This window comes from Actinomadura oligospora ATCC 43269 (assembly GCF_000518265.1).
GTDB lineage: Bacteria > Actinomycetota > Actinomycetes > Streptosporangiales > Streptosporangiaceae > Spirillospora > Spirillospora oligospora.
In genome coordinates this window covers 335,372-352,552 of the sequence record NZ_JADG01000012.1, presented here as the reverse complement: position 1 = coordinate 352,552, position 17,181 = coordinate 335,372, and the positions used below count along the sequence as shown (strand labels likewise).

The window sequence follows — 17,181 nt, the reverse complement described above, 5'->3', positions numbered from 1 at the left end:
ACACGTTCTCAGCCGGTGCGTCCAGAGCCTGACCGGTGTGCGGCTGGGGTCAGCCGGTGCGGGTCCAGTCGGTGAAGGACGTCGCGGTGTCCGGGGCCGTCGAACGCATCGTGTACAGGTGCGCGTCGCCGCCGAACGCCAGGACGACCAGGTGGCCCTCCGCGTCGTAGGCGAGGGCGGGGGACCCCATGACGTCCGCCTTGCGCGTGGACCACGCGTACGGGCCGTACGGGGCGTTCTGGACGCCCAGGGCGAGCGCGCCGTCGTTCGTCCGGGCCGCGAGGACGGTCCGCTGCCCGCGGGGCGCCGCGGCCGTGCCCTCGAAGGTCATCGGCCCGCCCAGCGGGTCCGGGCGCATCCCGTTGTCGGACTGCGTCACCGTCGACGCCGCCCCGGACGCGGGGTAGTAGATCCGGGGCGCGCCGGTCGCGTCCACGACCGCGGTCACCGGACCGGCGGGCGGGCCGCCGGAGCCGCCGAGCACCGGGACGAACGGCTCGCCCGGCTGCTGCTGCCGCCACCGCGCCACGCCCGTGTCGGTCGGCGCGAAGACCTCCACCCGGCCGGACGCGTCGGCGACGGCGGCGACGCCGTCCCGCACGCCCTTGGCGGACAGGCCGGTCCAGTCGTCCGCCCAGACGCCGCCGCGCCGCGTCTTCACGCTCACGCCGCCTGCCAGGTTCCGCACCGCGACGGTCATGTCGCCGCCCGGCGTGACCGCGACGGCGGGAGCCCCGACGGTCAGCCCCGCGCCCGGGTCGGGGTTGCCGAGCGACCACCAGGCCGTCCAGTCGCCGGACGGCTTCTGCGACGCCGTCACGATCGCGTCGTCGGACATCCGCAGGGCGAACAGGTGCAGCATGCCGCGCTGGTCCCGGACGGCCGTCACGTTGGGCGCGAGGCCGCCGCCGGGGCCGTACTTCGGACCGGTCCAGGGGCCGCCGGGCCGGGCCTGCTGCCACTGCGCGATCCTGCCGTTCAGGACGGCGAACGCGTTCAGCCGCTTCGCGCCGTCCAGGACGGCCCAGTTCGTCCCGTTCGTCCAGCGGGTGTACTGGCGCGCGTAGAACAGGGTGTAGAAGGTCGGGTTGTTCGGGTTCGGCCCGGGGTCGTTGGCGCCGTGCGCGCCGAGGTAGGTGAGGAACAGCTGCTTCTTGCCCGGGGCGATCGTCCCCAGGTTCGGCGGCGAGCTCCGGATGTTGTAGTCGCGGTAGTAGCGGACGAGGACGCTCCCGTCGCCTCCCGGCCCGGCGTACCGCGCGGCGGCGTCGGAGACCAGGCGTCCGGCGCCCCGGTGGTCGGTGTGGTCGCCCATCGTCGTCACGACGTGCGTGAACCGGTTCTGGACCGGCGGCGACTTCGGGTCCTGCGCCAGCACGACGGTCGGGCCGAAGCGCTGCATCAGCCAGGTCAGCCCGGCCTCGAACTGCTGCCTGGTGTACCGCTGGTGGACGTACTGGGGGTCGCAGTTCGGCCCGTCGGAGGGCTCGGAGCCCAGCGTCGTCGCCGCGCCGACCCCGTGGGACAGCTTCTCCAGCGACGAGGTGTGCTTCATCGCCGGCCTGTCCCCGGCCTCGTGCAGCTTGAAGAAGACGAGCCGGATGTTGGACGCGCCGTTCAGCGTGTCCAGCTCGACCGTCTGGCCGCCCGGCAGGCGCAGCGGCGTCCGCGTCCAGCGGTCCGGCAGCCCGGCGTTGCGCGCCCACGCCGCCCGCGCGCCGTCCTCCCGGTGCTGCCCGTAGAGGCAGCGGTTCTTGAACTGGCGTCCGGTGGCCTCGCCGCTGGTCAGGTAGACGGTGGTCGAGTCCGCCGCCCGGGACCGGATCATGTCCGGGTAGTAGAACAGCGAGTCGTCGTCCTGGTGCGCGACGAACTGCATGAACCGTCCGCCGGGCCCGGGCCAGTGCCCGGTCGCCGTGCCCGTGGGAGTGGGCGCGGACGTCTCCTTGCCACCCGGCGGGCGGACGCCGTCGACGAACGCCCGTCCGGCCCTGTCCGCGACCTTCCCGCGCGCGCCGGTGTGCGTGCTGCGGCCCTCAGGGAACGTCACCACCAGCGACGACATCGCGCCGACCGCGCCCAAGGCGAGAATCGCCTCGGCCGCACGGATCCCCCGCTTCAAGCGACCTCCCGGCCGTCCTGCGGCGCACCGGAACGGACCGTGCCGATCGTGGAACGCCGAGTTATGAAATTTGCGGCAAACGCGCACAAGAGATGATGCACGGGTTCTCCGTCAGGTTGCGCTTCTCAGGTCACGAAAAGACAACGGCGGCCCGGAAACTCCGGACCGCCGCCGTTCCGCTACGGAACGCGCCCTGACTCGCCTCTATCGCTCGCCCTATCGGACGTTCACGAACGTCGCCTTCACCGGCGCGTCGTAGTAGTGGGTCTTGTCACCGAAGTACTCGTAGCTGAAGGAGGCGTCCTTCGGAATGCGGAAGCGACCGCTGAAGTGTCCCTTCGAATCGGTCTTGGGACGCGCGAACCACGACCACTTCTTCTCGCCCTTGAGCTTCACGTACAGGTAGACGCGCTGGCCCTTGAACGGCACGTAGTGGCCCGGCTTCGGGTCGTGCTTGAGGGTTCCGCTGAGGTACACGTAGCCGTTCTTGCGGATCGTGCGCGGCGTGACCTTCCAGCCGTAGGTCAGCGCGTTGACGCGCTTGTCGAGGACGTTCGGGCTGGTGGACGGCGCGAACGTCGGGTCCCCGGGGAAGCGGACGCGGTAGTTGCCGTGCGAGCAGTAGACGGTCAGCTTGCCGGAGAACGCCCCGCCGGCCTGGGTGATCAGAGGCTTCTGGCCCGCGCCGGGCTTGACCGTCTGCCACTTGTGGTGCTGGTAGGAGTAGCACTCGGCGACCAGCCACTTCCCGGCCGGGAAGGTCGCGCCGTTCGTCGCCGTGACCTTGCCCCAGATGCTCAGCTTGGCGTCCCACGTGGTGGACATGCCGAAGGTGACCTTGGTCGGGGTCTTGGCGGCGGCGGCGTTCGCGGTCGCGGGGGCGGCCGCCAGGGTGGCCGCCACGGCGGCCGTGCTCGCGACGAGCAGGGACTTGCGCATGGACGTCACTTTCATCGAGGGGAAATGAGGGTCGGCTTGACGAGCCAGGTCACGTAGTGGGTCGAGTCGCCGTAGAACGTGTAGACGACATAGATCGGCCTGGCCTTCGCGCCGACGTGGATTCGGGTCGTGAAGTAGCCCTTCGTGCCCGATTTATAGTTCGAGATCTGATGCCAGAGCGACAGATTGTTCAGGCAGTCGCCGCCCTTGACGCAATATTCGACGGAGACGCGGCGGCCCTTCAGGCCCTTCCACGCGGTGCCGGGCTTCTCCTGGAGATAGCCGCGCACGGTGAACGTCGAGCCGCGGCGCGGACGGGTCGTGGAGACCTTCCAGCCGGTCACGCGGGTGGCGACACGGCGGTCGCGGACGTCCCCGGAGAGCGTCGCCGCGAATCCCGGCGCGCCCGCGAAACGGACGCGGTAATAGCCGTGCGTGTAGTGGACGCTCGTGTGCCGCGCGTCGGTCTGGAACGTTCCGTCAGCCCGGGTGACCAGCGGCTTCGCGTAGGCGAACCAGCGCCTGTGGGCGTCGTCGGCGGTCTCGACGATCACCCTGCGACCCGCGCCCACCGTCGTCCCGGCCTTCGTGGTCAGGCGTCCGGAGAGGGTGAGGTGGTGGGTGACGTCGGTGCCGACCCGCAGGCCGGTGATCTTCGTGGCGGCCGGAGCCGGGGCTGCGTGGGCGGCGGCGGGGACGGTCAGGGTGAGGGCCGTGACCGTGGCCGCGCCCAGCGCGAGGGGGGTGGTGCGCATGGGCCTCTTTTCCGTGAACACGCGCGCGGTGCGTGGCGCGCATTCACAGGACGTCCCCGCTCAGGACGGGGTTGGCCCGAAAACGATCACGAAACGGCAACGGCGGCCCGGACGAATCGGGGCCGCCGTCGGCGGTCCTTCGCGACACCCACGTCCCGGCTGGGCCGGGTGTGCCGTGGGCTGTGTCCCCCTGGCTCGGGCGGGTGGGCTCAGCCGGGGATGACGGTGCCCGCCATGCTCAGCCGAGGGTGACGGTGCCCGCCACGTCGGCGGCGAGGCGGAGCTGGTCGCCGTCGCGGAGCGGAGCGTCCACCCGCGGAGGGAGGCGCTCGCCGTTGACGAACGTGCCGTTCGTGGAGCCCTCGTCGCGGACCCACGCGGTGCCCTGCTGGTCGAGCCAGACCGTCGAGTGCCGTCGCGAGACGTTGTCGTAGGGCGTGAACGTCGCCGCGACGGGGGACTGGCCCGCGTCCCGGCCGAGCACCAGGCTCTGCCCGGCCGCGAGCTTCAGCTCGCCGGTCGGGAACTGCACCCGCAGCGTCGGCGCGCCCTGGCCGGGCAGCGGACGCAGGCACGAGTCGCACTGCACGGCGGACGGGTTGGTCAGCACCGCCTCGCAGTACGGGCACATCATGCCCGTGGCGTCGGAGCGGCGTCCGCCCTGGTTCTCCGGCGGCAGGAGCGTCTGCTCGCGGCCGTGCGGATGCATCGGCTGGCCGCCGGGGCCGTTCGGCTGGCCGTAGCCGGGCTGCGGCGCGCCCCACGGGTCCTGCGGAGCAGGCGGCGGGGGAGCGCCCCACGGATCCTGCTGCGGCGCCGGAGGCTGCCCGTAGTCGGGCTGCCCGCCGTACTGAGGCTGGCCGTAGTCGGGCTGACCACCATGCTGCGGGGGCTGCCCGAAACCGGGCTGGCCGCCGTGCTGGGGCGGCTGACCGAAGTCCGCCTGGCCGCCGTGCTGTGGAGGCTGGCCGTAATCCGCCTGGCCGCCGTGCTGCGGAGGCTGGCCGTAATCCGGCTGACCACCGTTCTGCGCGGGCTGGCCGTAGTCGGGCTGTCCGCCGTGCTGGGGCGGCTGGCCGTAGTCAGGCTGTCCACCGCGGCCGTAGTCGGGCTGGCCTCCCTGCTGGGGAGGTTGCCCGTAGTCGGACTGCCCGCCGCCGTGCTGCTGCGGGGGCTGGCCGAAACCGCCCTGCGGCTGCTGCGGGGGACCCCACGGGTCGGCCCCCTGCTGGGGCGGGCCCCACGGGTCCGACTGCTGTTGCTGCTGCGGAGGCTGGCCGTAGTCGGGCTGCTGCTGCCCGTAGTCCGGCTGGCCGCCCTGCTGCTGGTACGGGGGTTGCCCGCCCTGCTGCGGGGGCTGGCCGAAGCCGCCCTGCTGGCCGTACGGCGGAGGACCGCCGTGCTGGCCGCCGCCGTGCTGGCCGTGCTGGCCGGGCGGCGGGGACGATCGGGGCGGGGCCTGGTCGCCGTAGCCGGGGGCGCCGGCGGGCTGGTGCTGGTGCGGCTGCTGGGCGCCCGGACGGGCCAGGTTCGCACCGCAGCTCAGGCAGAGCAGATCGCCAGGCTGAACGGATTCATTGCAGTATGGGCAGTTCATGGTCTCCATGACACATCCCCCGCGCGCACTCCGGCCTGTTCCAGCGTCGATGTGAGGTGATCGAGGTCACCTCGTCGCGGGATCCCGATGTAGTACACCCGCCTTCCCTCCGGCCCCTCGTCCACGGACACCTGCATGCGGGGCGTGTCGTCCCGGTTCGTTACCTTCCCGGCCGCCTCGGCGTAGCGCTGCCGTCCGAGATCGGACAGCGGCACGACACGTTGGTTGGCCGACCCCCTCCAGAGTAGGGACCCTCCCGAGGAGTGTCGCCCCTCCGGATTGAGCCGGTCGACGTACGGCCCCGTGATGACGGCGTCGCACCTGTTCAGGATCTCGCGGGCCGCGGGGGAGCGCGAGAGCCGTGTGTAGACATATCCGCTGTAGATGAGAATGTCCAACGGAATGCTCTCATGGCCGAGCTCGGCCTGCCAGGCACGGACCCCGGAGACCAACTCCAGCACGGCCTCCGGCTGTTGGAACGGTTCACCGCCGGAGATCGTGATCCCGTCCAGCGGCGCGGGCAGCGACCGCAGCCACCCGAGCAGCGCCTCCACCGGGACGGCCTTCGCCGGGTCGGCCTCCCAGGTGTCGCGGGACAGGCAGCCGTTGCAGTGCAGCGTGCAGCCCTGCGTCCAGACGCCCGCCCGGGTCCCCGGACCGAGCGTCGTCACCGGATAGTGCGCCTTGGCCAGCAGGAGATCGCTCACACCCGCCCCCGCTCCCGGCACGTCACGCGACGATCCCCACTCGCCCACGCCCAAGGAGTCACGAGCGCACGGCGGGTCACGCGATGTCCACGTGGACGATGCTGCCCTCGCGCCGGACGGCGGTCACCGTGATCTTGTCGTCCGGGACGAGGTCGCGGTCGAACAGCGCGCGGGCCAGCGGGTTCACGAAGTGGGACTCCAGCGCCATGCCGATGCCGCGGCCGCCCTTGTCCAGCTCGGCGGTGCACCATTCCCGCAGCGTGCCGAGCGGCTCGCCCTTCACCGACAGGACGAGCCGGTGCTCGTCGGTCACCCGGCGGCAGATGTTGGCGAACTGCAGGTCGAAGATCCGGTCCGCGGCCTCCGCGCCGATGAAGTCGAACACCACGATGTTGTCGCCGAACCGGTTGAGCAGCTCCGGCCGGTTCAGCACCTCGGTGAAGTGGTCGGCGACGGCGCCCTTGATGCGCTGCTCGACGTCCTCGTACGGCATGCCGGGGATCACGTTGCGGACCCGCGCGGACGAGCCGCTCCCCGTGGGGTCGTGCGCCGGGACGAACATCCCGAGGTTCGAGGTGAAGATCAGGATCGCCTCGGAGAAGTGGACGGTGTTGCCGCGCCCGTCGGTGAGCCGGCCGTCCTCGAGGATCTGGAGGAACTTGTCCAGGATCCGGGGGTGCGCCTTCTCGATCTCGTCGAAGAGGATCACCCGGAACGGGTCCTCCCGGACGGCGTTGGTCAGCTCGCCGCCCGCCTCGTGCCCGACGTAGCCGGGCGGCGCGCCGATCAGGCGGTCCCCGGAGCCCTCGCCGGAGAACTCGCTCATGTCGAACCGCAGGTAGGCCGACTCGTCCCCGAACACCAGCTCGGTGATCGACTTGGCCAGCTCGGTCTTCCCGACGCCGGTCGGCCCGGCGAAGAACAGCACGCCGCGCGGGCGCGACCCGGACCGGGTCGCCTGCGCGCCGGACAGCCCGAGCACGGCCCGCTTCAGGATGTCCAGGGTCTTGGTGACCGCCTGCGGCTGCCCGATCACCCGCTCCGGGACGCGCTTCTCGCCCTCCAGGACGCGGCGGCGCAGGTGCCCGCGGCTCCACGGGTTGTCGAGCACGCCGAGCTTGTAGGTGCGGACGGCGTCCGGCAGGTCGGTGAGCGAGACGTTGCGCTCCTTGGCCAGCCGGGTCACCTCGATCATCGACTGCAGGGTCAGCCCGTCCGCCTGCTCGGCGAACGCGTCGCACGCCTGCGCCGCCGCCTCGTCCGCGCCGACGTCAGTCACACCGAACGCGCGGGCCAGCAGCCGCGCGGTCTCCTGCCGGTCGCCGAGGTGCGGGCGCGGGATGGTGATCTCGCGCACGTTCTCGTTCTCGGCGGTCAGCCACGGGGGAAGGTCGCCGGGCCGGTCCACCAGCCACAGCACCGGGTTGTACAGCGGCTTCGGCCGCTGGCCGCCCGCGACCCGCACCGGACGAGCCGTCCGGGACAGCTTGGCGCAGAACCGGAAGAAGTCGCGCTCGGCGGGCTCCAGGTCGGTCGGCGTCCGCGCGATCCGGGACGCCGAGTCGATCACGAACGCGGCCCGGACGTCCTCGGCCGGACGCGCGACCGCGGCCAGGTGCCGGGTCAGCGCCTCCAGGGACGGCTTGTCGTCCTGCTTGACCTTGCCGAGCAGCCGCTGCGCCTCGTCCGCCGCCGTCGGCGGATGGATCTGGATGCCGTCCACGGCGTCGTAGACGACCATGAACGAGTAGCCGCTCGACCGCATCGACTCCCACAGCAGGTCGCGCAGCGGCAGGAGACGCGCCGGGGCGGTGCCGTCCCCCGGGGCGAGGAAGCTGTCGTACAGGTTCCCCGACAGCACGTACTGGGAGTGGACCGCCAGCGTCGCGTCCAGCTCGCGGATGAACGGCGGCCATCCGGGCAGCCGACCGCCGAGGGTGGGGGACTCGATACTCACGCGTACTTCTTCCGGTAGACGTCGTCGGGGCTGTGGTTCCGGCTCGCTCGCCGGGGCCCTCGCAGGCCCCGGGTCGCTCTCCGGGTCCGGGTCATTCTCCAGGGCTTCGCTCCCGCGCCCTGGCCCGGGCGGCCCGCGTCCCAGTCTGCCGCGCCTCGGACCGGACGGGGAGCCGCTCCACGCCCGGGGCGAGCCGCCAGGTCACGTCCGAGCCGATCCCGGCGTCCTGGAGCCGCTCGCGCGCCGCCTCGAACGCGTCGCACCACTCCTGCTCGCGCTCGACGTCCACGCGCCGGTCGTTCTCGCTCAGGACGGGCGTGGCGCGCATCATCTTCGCGCGCAGCTTCGCGTCGCCGTCCAGCCGCATGCGGACGCTGTGGTCCGTCCAGTCGCCCTTGGACAGCACGAGCGAGCCGCTGTCGGCGGTGAGCGTCTCGAAGCTCTGCTGGACCTCGTAGCCCAGGTCCTCGAACGCCTTGGTGACCTCGGTCAGGACGTACTGCCGCTCGGCCTCGGCCTGCTCACGTGCGTCCTGCTCCGCGCGCGCGCGTCTCACCTGCTCGCGACGCGTCCGGGCGTTGTTGTTCGCGCCCTGGACGCGCAGCCTGACCTCGGACAGGACGGTCTCGGCGTCCTGCGCGGAACCGGTCTCGGACAGCAGTTTCGCCGCGTCGATGACGTTCCGGCGGTCCTCGTCCGTGGCGTCCGGCAGCAGCCGCGACAGGACGCGTTCGAGCGCCTCGTCCACGCGCGCGGGCGTCGGTGCCGGGGGCTTCGAGGTGTCGGTGGTGAGGGATTCCGTGGCGAAGATCTGTGTGCCGAGGTCGGCGGCGATCCTCCTGGACAGGGCGGTCTCCGCCTCGTCCAGCAGGGCGTCGGCGCGCGCGCACCACGCGGTCAGGTCGTCGGACGCGTCGTCCTCGCCCGGCGCGAGCGGCGCCGGGAGGTCCTCCGCGCCCAGCTCACGGAGCGCCTGGATGCGCGCGTTGCGCTCGACGACCTCGCGGAGCGCGCGCTCCAGGTCCCGCACCTCGGCGAGGCGGCGTCCGCGCGCCTCGGCACGGCCCGCGGCGCGGTCCGCGAGCGCCTGCGCGCCGCGTCCCGCCAGCCCCGTCGCGCGGCCCAGCGCGCGGTTCATCCCCAGGGTGAGGACGACCGCCGCGTCCAGGACGATGTCGGCCTCGACGCCGCTGCTCATGATGTCCCTCTCTCGGAATTCCGGGTGGTGCGCCAGCGGTGCAGCCGGACGCCCGCGGCGACCGCGTGCGCGACGGCCGCGGACGGCATCGCCAGCATCCACAGCAGGCCGCCCGCCGGGGTCACGGCGGCCAGCGCGATCAGCAGCAGGGCGAACATGATCCCGAACACGAGCGCGAACGGCACGAGACCGCGCTTGCCCGGCGTCCCGCGCATGGCCTGACCGACCTTGTTCATGCCGCGTCCGCTCGCCGACAGCGCGCTCGACGCCAACGCCCACGGACCGTGCGGCAAGTACTCGCCTCCCTGCGCGCGCGCGACGAACACCTCGGCCACGCACTGCACGGCCCATGCGAGGACGGCCACGAAGCCGAGCATCACGAACCAACCGGCCGGGCCGGTCTTGGTGCCGCCCCCCGCCAGCTGGGCGATGAGCCCGCTTCCGGCCAGCCAGAACAGCAGGATCGGCAGCGACCAGCCGATCGCGCGCGTGACGGCCGCGTTCTTCTTCTCCAAGCGCCGCTGCTCTTGCTCATCCCGGTGGCGGCGAAGCTCCTCCGCCTTGATCTCCTCGGCCCGCCGGTCCCGCTGCCGCGCCGCGGCCTCGGCGGCGGCCTCCGGCTGCGTCCGGGCGACCGCGAGCAGGCGCAGCGGATCGTCGTCCGCCGCGCCGTCCACCAGCCACGCGAACCACGGCACGTCCTCGCCGTGCCGCTTCGCGACGGCCTGCCTCAGCGCGTTCGCCGTCTCCGCCGGACGCGCCGCCAGCGCGAGCAGCGTCAGCAGGACGACGGGCGGCTCGTCCGGCGGGACCTCGCCCGCGACCGGCGCGTCCGCCGCCCCGGTCCCGGGGAGCCGCGCCTTCGCCGCGAGCGGCAGCGCGTCCTGTGAGCGCAGCCAGCGCGCCAGGTCGTTCCACGCCGCGACGTGCGCCCGCCACTGGACGTCGACGCGCGCCAGCTCGTGCGCCCCCTCGAAACCGGCCAGGACGTCCAGGAGCCGCCCGTCCCACAGGCCCTTGCCGAGCAGGCACGCCGTCCGGTGGTCCGGATGCCCCGGCTCGCTCGCGAGGGCGGCCAGGCCGGGCAGGTCGTCCGGGGTGACGCGGCGGCCCAGGTAGTGCGGCGGGAGCTGCGGATCGAGCCAGCGGACGAGGTGCAGCAGCTTGCCGTCCGCGCTCAGGGTGTCCGAGGTCAGGTGGCGGTCGACCAGCTCGATCCGGCTGTCGTCGGGGACCTCCGCGAGCCAGTCGCGCAGCGTCCGCCACGCCTCCCCGGCCTCGCCGCGTCCGAACAGGTACACGGCCGCGTGGTCCCAGCGCTCCACCAGCGCCCGCGCCAGCTCGCGCCGGTCGGTGAACCGCCGCCCGTCGAACGGCAGCCCCGGCCCGGACGGCGGCCCATGGACGGGCGCCGAGCGCTCCCGCTCGTCCGCCACGTCCGGCGACTCACCCGCCAGCCACGCGCTGACCTGCGCGGACGACCACCGGCGTCGCGGATCACGCGTCAGCAGCCCCCGCACCAGGAGCCGCACCCGAGGATCCTCGACGTCCTCCACCGGCATCGGACGCGTCGCCAGATGGTCGACGACCACCGTCTCGCTCAGCCCGCCGAACGGCGGACGCCCGGTCGCCATCTCCCGGACGACCATCCCCAGCGACCACCAGTCCCGCGCCGGCGACACCTGCCCCGACAGCGACTCCGGCGCCGCGTACGCGAGCGTCCGCGACGACGACGCGAACACCACGCTCTGCTCCAGCACCCGGCTCAAGCCGAAGTCGGTGATCGCCGTCCGCACCGGGTCCAGCGCCGTGACCAGGACGTTCTCGGGCTTCAGGTCTCGGTGCACGATCCCCGCGTCGTGCAGCGCCCGGATCCCTTCCGCGAGCTGCTCCACGATCCGGGCGATGTCCGGGGTGTCCAGCGGGCCCCGGTCCATGACCGTCCGCAGGTTCCCGTGCTCGGCGTACTCGGCGACCTCGTAGTCGCGCCCGCCCGCGTTCCCCGTCTCCAGGATCCGCACCACATGCGGCGACCCCAGCGCGGGCAGCTTCGCCCACACGTCCCGGTCCGCGTGGAACCCGCGCCGGAACACCTTCATCACCAGCTCGCGCCCGCCGCCGTCCCGCACCAGCAGCAGATCCGACTCCGCCCCCTGCACCGGCAACTCCGCGACCACCGCGAACCGCCCCGCCAACTCCTCCGGCAACCGCACCAACGGCACCCCACCGCCGCGCGTATCCGGCCCCTCGCCGCCGCGTGCCTCCGGCACGTCCCGCCGGGTCAATCCCGGGTCGCGTCGCGTCTCCCCGAACTCGGCCACCTGACGTCCGTCCCTCGCCCTCAGTGCCTGCGGTCCTCGGCGTCCGCCGGGACCGTCAGATCTTGTCCTTGATGACGTGCAGGTACTCCACGCCCTTGAACCGCACCATCACGGCCTCCATCAGGATCCGCACCATCAGCAGCTCGAAGAGCCACACGAACGGCGACGAGACGGCCATGATGACGCCCCACGCCCAGAAGTCGTCCCACGTCGCGATCTTCAACCCCAGCAGCAGGAACGCCAGGCACTGCACGCTGATCAGCAGGATCGCCAGGACGTACCAGAACTTGATCAGCTTCGGCGTGACCAGCGTGTCGAAGTTCGCGTCGAGCAGCCCGCCGAGCAGGCCCTTCTCGCGCGGAATCGGCACCCATGCCTGCTGCGGGCCGGTGGCGTGGCCGGGGGTGGAGGCGCGGGGGCCGGGGAGCGGGCCAGGCTGGTGGTAGGACGGCGGGGGCTGCTGTGTGCCGGACGGGGGTGGCGGCGGAGGGCCGTAGGGATGGCCCGGCGGCTGGGACTGACCGGGGTCGGATGGGTGCGTCATCGCCGTCTCCTGGAGGTGTTCCTGACCGTTGGAACGACTCTAGAGCGCGCGGGCGCGGACGGCCCGCCGACAGTGCGCCGGGTCTGTCGGCGGGGCAAGGGAAACCGCAGGCCCGTTCTTCCTGGGGCCGGGGAGAACGGCCTAGTTCCGCGCGCAGATGTTCTGGTCGGGCTGCACACCGCCGGTGATGGAGTCGAGGGCCTTCGGCGGGAGGAGCTGGAGTCCGTCCGTCCCGAGGACGAGGCGGATCGTCCCGTTCGGGGTGTTCGGATCCGGGGTGAGGACGGCCGTCGGGGCGATGCGGGCCAGGCGCGTGGCCTGACCGTCCGCGCCCGGGGAGAAGGACAGGCTGGTCTGCTTCGTCGTCGTGGCCTTCTCGACCTTCTTCTCGACGTCGAATCCACGCCGGTTCAACTGCTCGACGACGCGCGTGACGTTCTGCGGCCTGGCCCCGGCGCTCACGACCGTGACCCGCACCTTCGCGGACGGCCTGGGCTGCGCGGTCGGCCCCGCCGGCTTGGCGGTGTCCACCTTCGCCGGACGCCCGGACGTCTCGGCCGACGGCGCCGCCGCGGGCAGGTCGTTGTCGTGCTGGATCGCCTGGAACAACGCCTTGGCCTGTGTCTGGTCCCACTGGACGCGGTTGGGGTCGGGCGCGTACGGCTCCACGGGAACCGTGACGAACCGGACCTGTCCGGCGCTCATGTCCTTCAGGCCGTCCGCGATCTTCTTCATCCCGCCGAGGTCGAGCTCGTCGTCGGTCGTGACCGACTTCGTCGCCGCCTTGAGGAACCGGTAGGTCTTGGCCGGATCGGTCAGCATGGACGAGCCGGTCGCCTTGCTCACCACCGACGCCATGAACTTCTGCTGCCGCTGGATCCGCTCGAGGTCGGAGCCGTCCCCGAGCGAGTAGCGGGCGCGGACGTAGCCGAGCGCGTCGTCGCCCTTCACGACCTGCCGTCCCGCCTTCAGGTGCAGCTCGGCGCGCGGGTCGTCCACCGGCTTGTCGAGGCAGATCTCCACGCCGCCGAGCGCGTCCACCATCCGCTTGAACCCGACGAAGTCCACCTGGACGAAGTGGTCGATATGGATCCCGGTCAGCGACTCGAGCGTCTTCCACGTGCAGGTCGGCCCCGCGTACGCGAACGCCTCGTTGATCATCCCGAAGTGCGCCGGGACGTCCGCGCCCTCGTCCCGCTTGCACGTGGGCATCTTCACCATCGAGTCGCGCGGGAAGCTGATCCCCACGGCCTGGTCGCGGTTCGGCGACAGGTGCAGCAGGATCGTCGTGTCGGACCGCGCGCCGGAGATCTCCGCCGCCGAGCCGTACTTCCCGTTCTCGCCCTCGCGCGTGTCCGACCCGACCAGCAGGATGTTCAGCGACTTGTTGAGCTTCGCCGGACGGTTCTCCCCGAGCCGTCCCTTGACGTGCTCCTGCCGGATGTTCCCCCGCAGATCCTGGTAGAGCCACGCGGCCACGCCCCCGGCGACCAGCACGACCCCGGCCATCCCGCCGGCGACCCAGCGCAGCGCCCGCCGCCGGGCCCTCTTCCTCGCCGGCCGCCCGCCCCGGTTCTCCGCCGAATCCAACCCCGGAATCTCAGCAGCAGCAGCCGCCGACCCGTCCGCGTCCGAAGCATCGCCGGACGCGTCCGTGTCCGAAGCCGCCGATCCGCCGTTCTCGCAGAGACGTCCCGCCTCGGCGTTCCGGTCCGCCTCCACCCCGGCCTCGGGGGCGGACGACTCGGTGTCCTTCGGGAGGCCCTCGCGGGGATGCTCGCGTTCAGGGTCTCTGTCGCTCATTCGGTTCCATCTCAGGTCAGCACTGGTGAGGCGCGGGGTCGCCCCGCCAAATTATGGTGCTAAAAGCGGCAAAGCTCGCCAGTCGGGCCCATGCCGTCAGGGAGGGATCAGCCGGGACTCTGCCAGTTGGGCGGCGTGGACGGCGGCGCCTCACCCGCTCCAGGCGGCACCTGCCCGGGATACGGCGGCTGTCCGGGATACGGCGGCTGCCCCTCGAACGGCGGAGCCTGACCGCCCTGCGGATACATGGCCTGCCCCTGGACGACCGGACCCGGCTGCTCGGCATACGGGTGGTACCCGACCGGAGCCTGCCCGTAGGGAACCGGCGGCGGCCCGTAGACCGGCCGGAAAAACGGACCGGAAGCCCTGTTCCACAACAGCAGGATGATGGCCAGCCCGATCAGCCAGGTCACCGCGCTGACGGCGAAGGTCGCCGGGGTGTTGCCCCCGAGGTTGTACTCGCTGGTCCTCCCGGACGTGAGCACGATCGTGCCGGACCCGGTGCTCAGCGTGTACAGGCCGAAGAACACCGTCCCGGTGATGCGCGCCCAGGGACGGCCCGCCCGGTTCATGAACGCCATCCAGACCCACAACGCGACCCCGAGCAGCGCGAACACGCTCGCGAACACGATGACTATCGCGACCATCGCGTCCAGCGACGATTCGGTCGGAGTCGACCCGCTCTCCGCGAGCTGCGTCCGGAACTCGTCGCGCAGCGCACTGATGCGCACCACCGTGATGATGAGGCCCAGCACCTGCATCGCCGCCCCGACCAGCATCAGGTAGAACGCGATCTGCACCGTCTGCGGACGCGGCGGACGAACCGGGGCCTCGGCATACCGGGGCCCCGGATAAGGGGGAGGGCCAAAGGACATCGCTCGCTCCTCGCCACGAAGGACGCCACCAGACGTCCGCCTGCCTACCTCTTACTGACTTCCAGCTCCCCGCCCCGGTTCACGCCGTCCCCCAGAACAAGCCCCGACCGGCGACCCGAGCCCGGCGGGCGGGCGTCGCTCAGGGGGTGAGCAGCGTCTCGACGCCGGACGGCAGGCTGCCCGCGAGCCCCGCCTCGACCAGGAAGTTCTCCAGGGTCTCCTGGAAGGCGCGGGCGGCGTGGGTGAGGTCGACGTCCTTGCGGTGCGCCAGCGCGATGGTGCGGCGCAGGCCGTGGCCGGGCTGGTTCCGCCGTCCGCCGCGGGACGGGTCGTCCTCGTCGGTGATGACCAGCGGGGTGCCGTGCAGCCCGGGCCGTCCGGCGAGGACCATGCTCGGCACGACCGCGATGCCCAGCCCGGCCTCGACGAACCGGAGCACCGCGTCCATCTCGCCGCCCTCGACGGCGAAGCGCGGCTCGAAACCCGCCGCGCGGCACGCGCCGATCGTGGCCTCCCGCAGGTCGTAGCCCGGGCGGAACATCACCAGCGGACGGTCCCGGAGGTCGGAGATGTGCAGGTAGGGACGGCGCGGCAGCTGGCAGCCGCGACCGGCGAGCCGTCCGCCCACGCCCGCCTCGGCGGGACGGCCCGCGGCCTCGGCGGCGGGGGAGGCCGGAAGGGCGGGGGAGGCGGCCACCAGGTCCTCGCGCAGGATCGGCGTCGTGGACAGCGGCGGGTCGCCGTGCAGCGGCAGGATGACCAGCGCGAGGTCGAGCGAGCCGCGGGTCAGGTCCCGCACCAGGTCGCGCGAGCCGCCCTCCTCGACCAGCAGCTCGATGCCGGGATAGGCGTCGTGGAAGCGGCGCAGCACGTCCCCGAGCAGGCCCGCGCACAGCGACGGCGTCGCGCCGAGCCGGACCCGCCCGCGGCGCAGCCCGGCGAGCTCCTGCACCTCGAGCCGGGCGGTGTCGACGTCGGCGAGGATCCGCTTGGCCAGCGGCAGCAGCGCCTCGCCCGCCGGTGTCAGGGTGATGTTGCCGCGCGCCCGGCTGAACAGCGACGCGCCGAGCTCGGTCTCCAGGGCGCGGATCTGCTTGGACAGCGACGGCTGGGCGACGCGCAGCAGCTCGGCCGCCTGCGTGAAGTGCCTGACCTCCGCGACCGCGACGAAGTAGGCGAGCTGCTGCAACTGCACGCTCACAGGGTAGGGGCAGCCCGTCCACGACCCGCCGCCCGACCCGACCCGACACGCCCCACCCCCCCGGCCCGGCCTCCCCGAGGGGGATGATCACTTCGGGAAAGCGGGTCCCCCGGACGCGGCGTCCTGCATTCCCGCCCGGACGGCGGTTCGTGTCAGCGGGCGTGGCGGCGGAGGGCCTGGATGTCGTGGACGATGACGCTGCGCCGTCCCGTCTCGATCCATCCGTGGCGGCGCAGGGTGCGCAGCGCCTTGCTGACCGCCTCGCGGGACGCGCCGACCCATCCGGCCAGCTCCTCCTGCGTCAGGCTCAACGTGATCTGGACGCTCGCGCCGTTCACGCCCGTGTACGGGACGCCGAACCGTTCGGCCAGCTCGACCAGCCGCTGCGCGACGCGTCCGGTCGCGTCGAACATGCCGAACTCGACCCGGCCGCGGTCCGCCTCGCGCCATCGCTGGCACAGCATCTTCATGATGATGAACGAGACGCGCGGGTTCGAGGCCAGGTAGGCGCGGAAGTCCGCGGTGGTGACCGCCAGCGCCCGCGCGGGCTCCAGCGTCTTCACCGACGCCGACCGCGGCAGCTCGTCGATCGCCGCGACCTCGCCGAGCAGCGAACCCGGCCCCCGGACGCCGAGGACCGCCTCGCCGCCCTGCTCACGCGTGGAGTACGCCTTGACGCGTCCGGCCAGCAGCACCGCCACCCACACGCCGTCCTCACCCTCGTGGAACAGCATCTCTCCACGGTCGAAGGTCCGCACGCCCCCGCGGGACTCGAGGTCGGTCCGCTCGGCGGGGGTGAGTTCGGCGAGGAAGGAGCCCGGCTCCAAGGCGGTCATGCCTCCACGCTAAGTCGCGGACGCCCTCGGGGGACCCACGACGGTAGAACAAATCAAGTGCCCGTTCTGTGTACTTCTACCTATTCACCGCGCTTTGTTCGAGCGAGGGTGGAGCGCGGCACGGTGGCCCAGTTGTCACGGTGGCCGACGGCGTTCGCGGGGAACGGCGGTGGCGACGGGCGGCGGTGACGGGGGCACGCCGCCCGCCGTCATCGCCGCCCCCGTCCGCCGGACCCCCCGCCACGCAGCTCACCGGACGGTGACATTCGCGTGACGCCACCCCGCCCCGCGCCCCCTCGAACGCCCCTCCTGCGGCCTGGTCCAAC

General features: G+C 72.5%; 13 protein-coding genes. All 13 read right to left on the bottom strand.

What is annotated here, in order from left to right; all coding sequences use genetic code 11:
* Positions 1–49 precede the first annotated feature (49 nt).
* Entirely contained in the window at positions 50–2,122 is a 2,073-nt protein-coding gene (locus P696_RS0121795; protein ID WP_026413996.1) for a PLL family lectin, read from the bottom strand.
* A gap of 216 nt (positions 2,123–2,338) precedes the next feature.
* Positions 2,339–3,061 (bottom strand): hypothetical protein, encoded by a 723-nt coding sequence (locus P696_RS0121790; protein WP_026413995.1) that lies wholly within the window; start codon positions 3,059–3,061, stop codon positions 2,339–2,341.
* A gap of 11 nt (positions 3,062–3,072) precedes the next feature.
* Positions 3,073–3,816, bottom strand: a complete 744-nt coding sequence (locus P696_RS0121785) for a hypothetical protein (protein WP_026413994.1) — start codon at positions 3,814–3,816, stop codon at positions 3,073–3,075.
* 238 nt (positions 3,817–4,054) lie between these two features.
* A complete protein-coding gene (locus tag P696_RS54700) occupies positions 4,055–5,422 on the bottom strand; it encodes an FHA domain-containing protein (protein WP_084337918.1) in 1,368 nt (455 codons plus the stop codon).
* Positions 5,410–6,120 carry a 4Fe-4S single cluster domain-containing protein gene (locus P696_RS0121770; RefSeq protein WP_026413992.1) on the bottom strand — a complete coding sequence of 237 codons (711 nt, stop codon included), beginning with the start codon at positions 6,118–6,120 and terminating at the stop codon, positions 5,410–5,412. The genes P696_RS54700 and P696_RS0121770 overlap by 13 nt, the downstream gene beginning before the upstream one ends.
* A gap of 76 nt (positions 6,121–6,196) precedes the next feature.
* Positions 6,197–8,077 (bottom strand): AAA family ATPase, encoded by a 1,881-nt coding sequence (locus P696_RS0121765; RefSeq protein WP_026413991.1) that lies wholly within the window; start codon positions 8,075–8,077, stop codon positions 6,197–6,199.
* Positions 8,078–8,168: 91 nt separating this feature from the next.
* Positions 8,169–9,275: a coiled-coil domain-containing protein gene (locus tag P696_RS0121760; protein ID WP_026413990.1), complete on the bottom strand. Its 1,107-nt coding sequence runs from the start codon at positions 9,273–9,275 to the stop codon at positions 8,169–8,171.
* Positions 9,272–11,488, bottom strand: a complete 2,217-nt coding sequence (locus P696_RS0121755) for a serine/threonine-protein kinase (RefSeq protein WP_245627757.1) — start codon at positions 11,486–11,488, stop codon at positions 9,272–9,274. Before P696_RS0121755 ends, P696_RS0121760 begins: the two co-directional genes overlap by 4 nt.
* 163 nt (positions 11,489–11,651) lie before the next feature.
* Positions 11,652–12,140, bottom strand: a complete 489-nt coding sequence (locus P696_RS54695; protein WP_026413988.1) for a DUF4282 domain-containing protein — start codon at positions 12,138–12,140, stop codon at positions 11,652–11,654.
* A 141-nt stretch (positions 12,141–12,281) separates the two neighbouring features.
* Entirely contained in the window at positions 12,282–13,943 is a 1,662-nt protein-coding gene (locus tag P696_RS47190; protein ID WP_051467970.1) for an LCP family protein, read from the bottom strand.
* A gap of 107 nt (positions 13,944–14,050) precedes the next feature.
* Positions 14,051–14,818: a hypothetical protein gene (locus tag P696_RS0121740; RefSeq protein WP_157429839.1), complete on the bottom strand. Its 768-nt coding sequence runs from the start codon at positions 14,816–14,818 to the stop codon at positions 14,051–14,053.
* Between the two features lie 139 nt (positions 14,819–14,957).
* Positions 14,958–16,013, bottom strand: a complete 1,056-nt coding sequence (locus tag P696_RS0121735) for a LysR family transcriptional regulator (RefSeq protein ID WP_026413986.1) — start codon at positions 16,011–16,013, stop codon at positions 14,958–14,960.
* A 158-nt stretch (positions 16,014–16,171) separates the two neighbouring features.
* Positions 16,172–16,855: a Crp/Fnr family transcriptional regulator gene (locus P696_RS0121730; RefSeq protein WP_026413985.1), complete on the bottom strand. Its 684-nt coding sequence runs from the start codon at positions 16,853–16,855 to the stop codon at positions 16,172–16,174.
* Between the last annotated feature and the right edge of the window lie 326 nt (positions 16,856–17,181).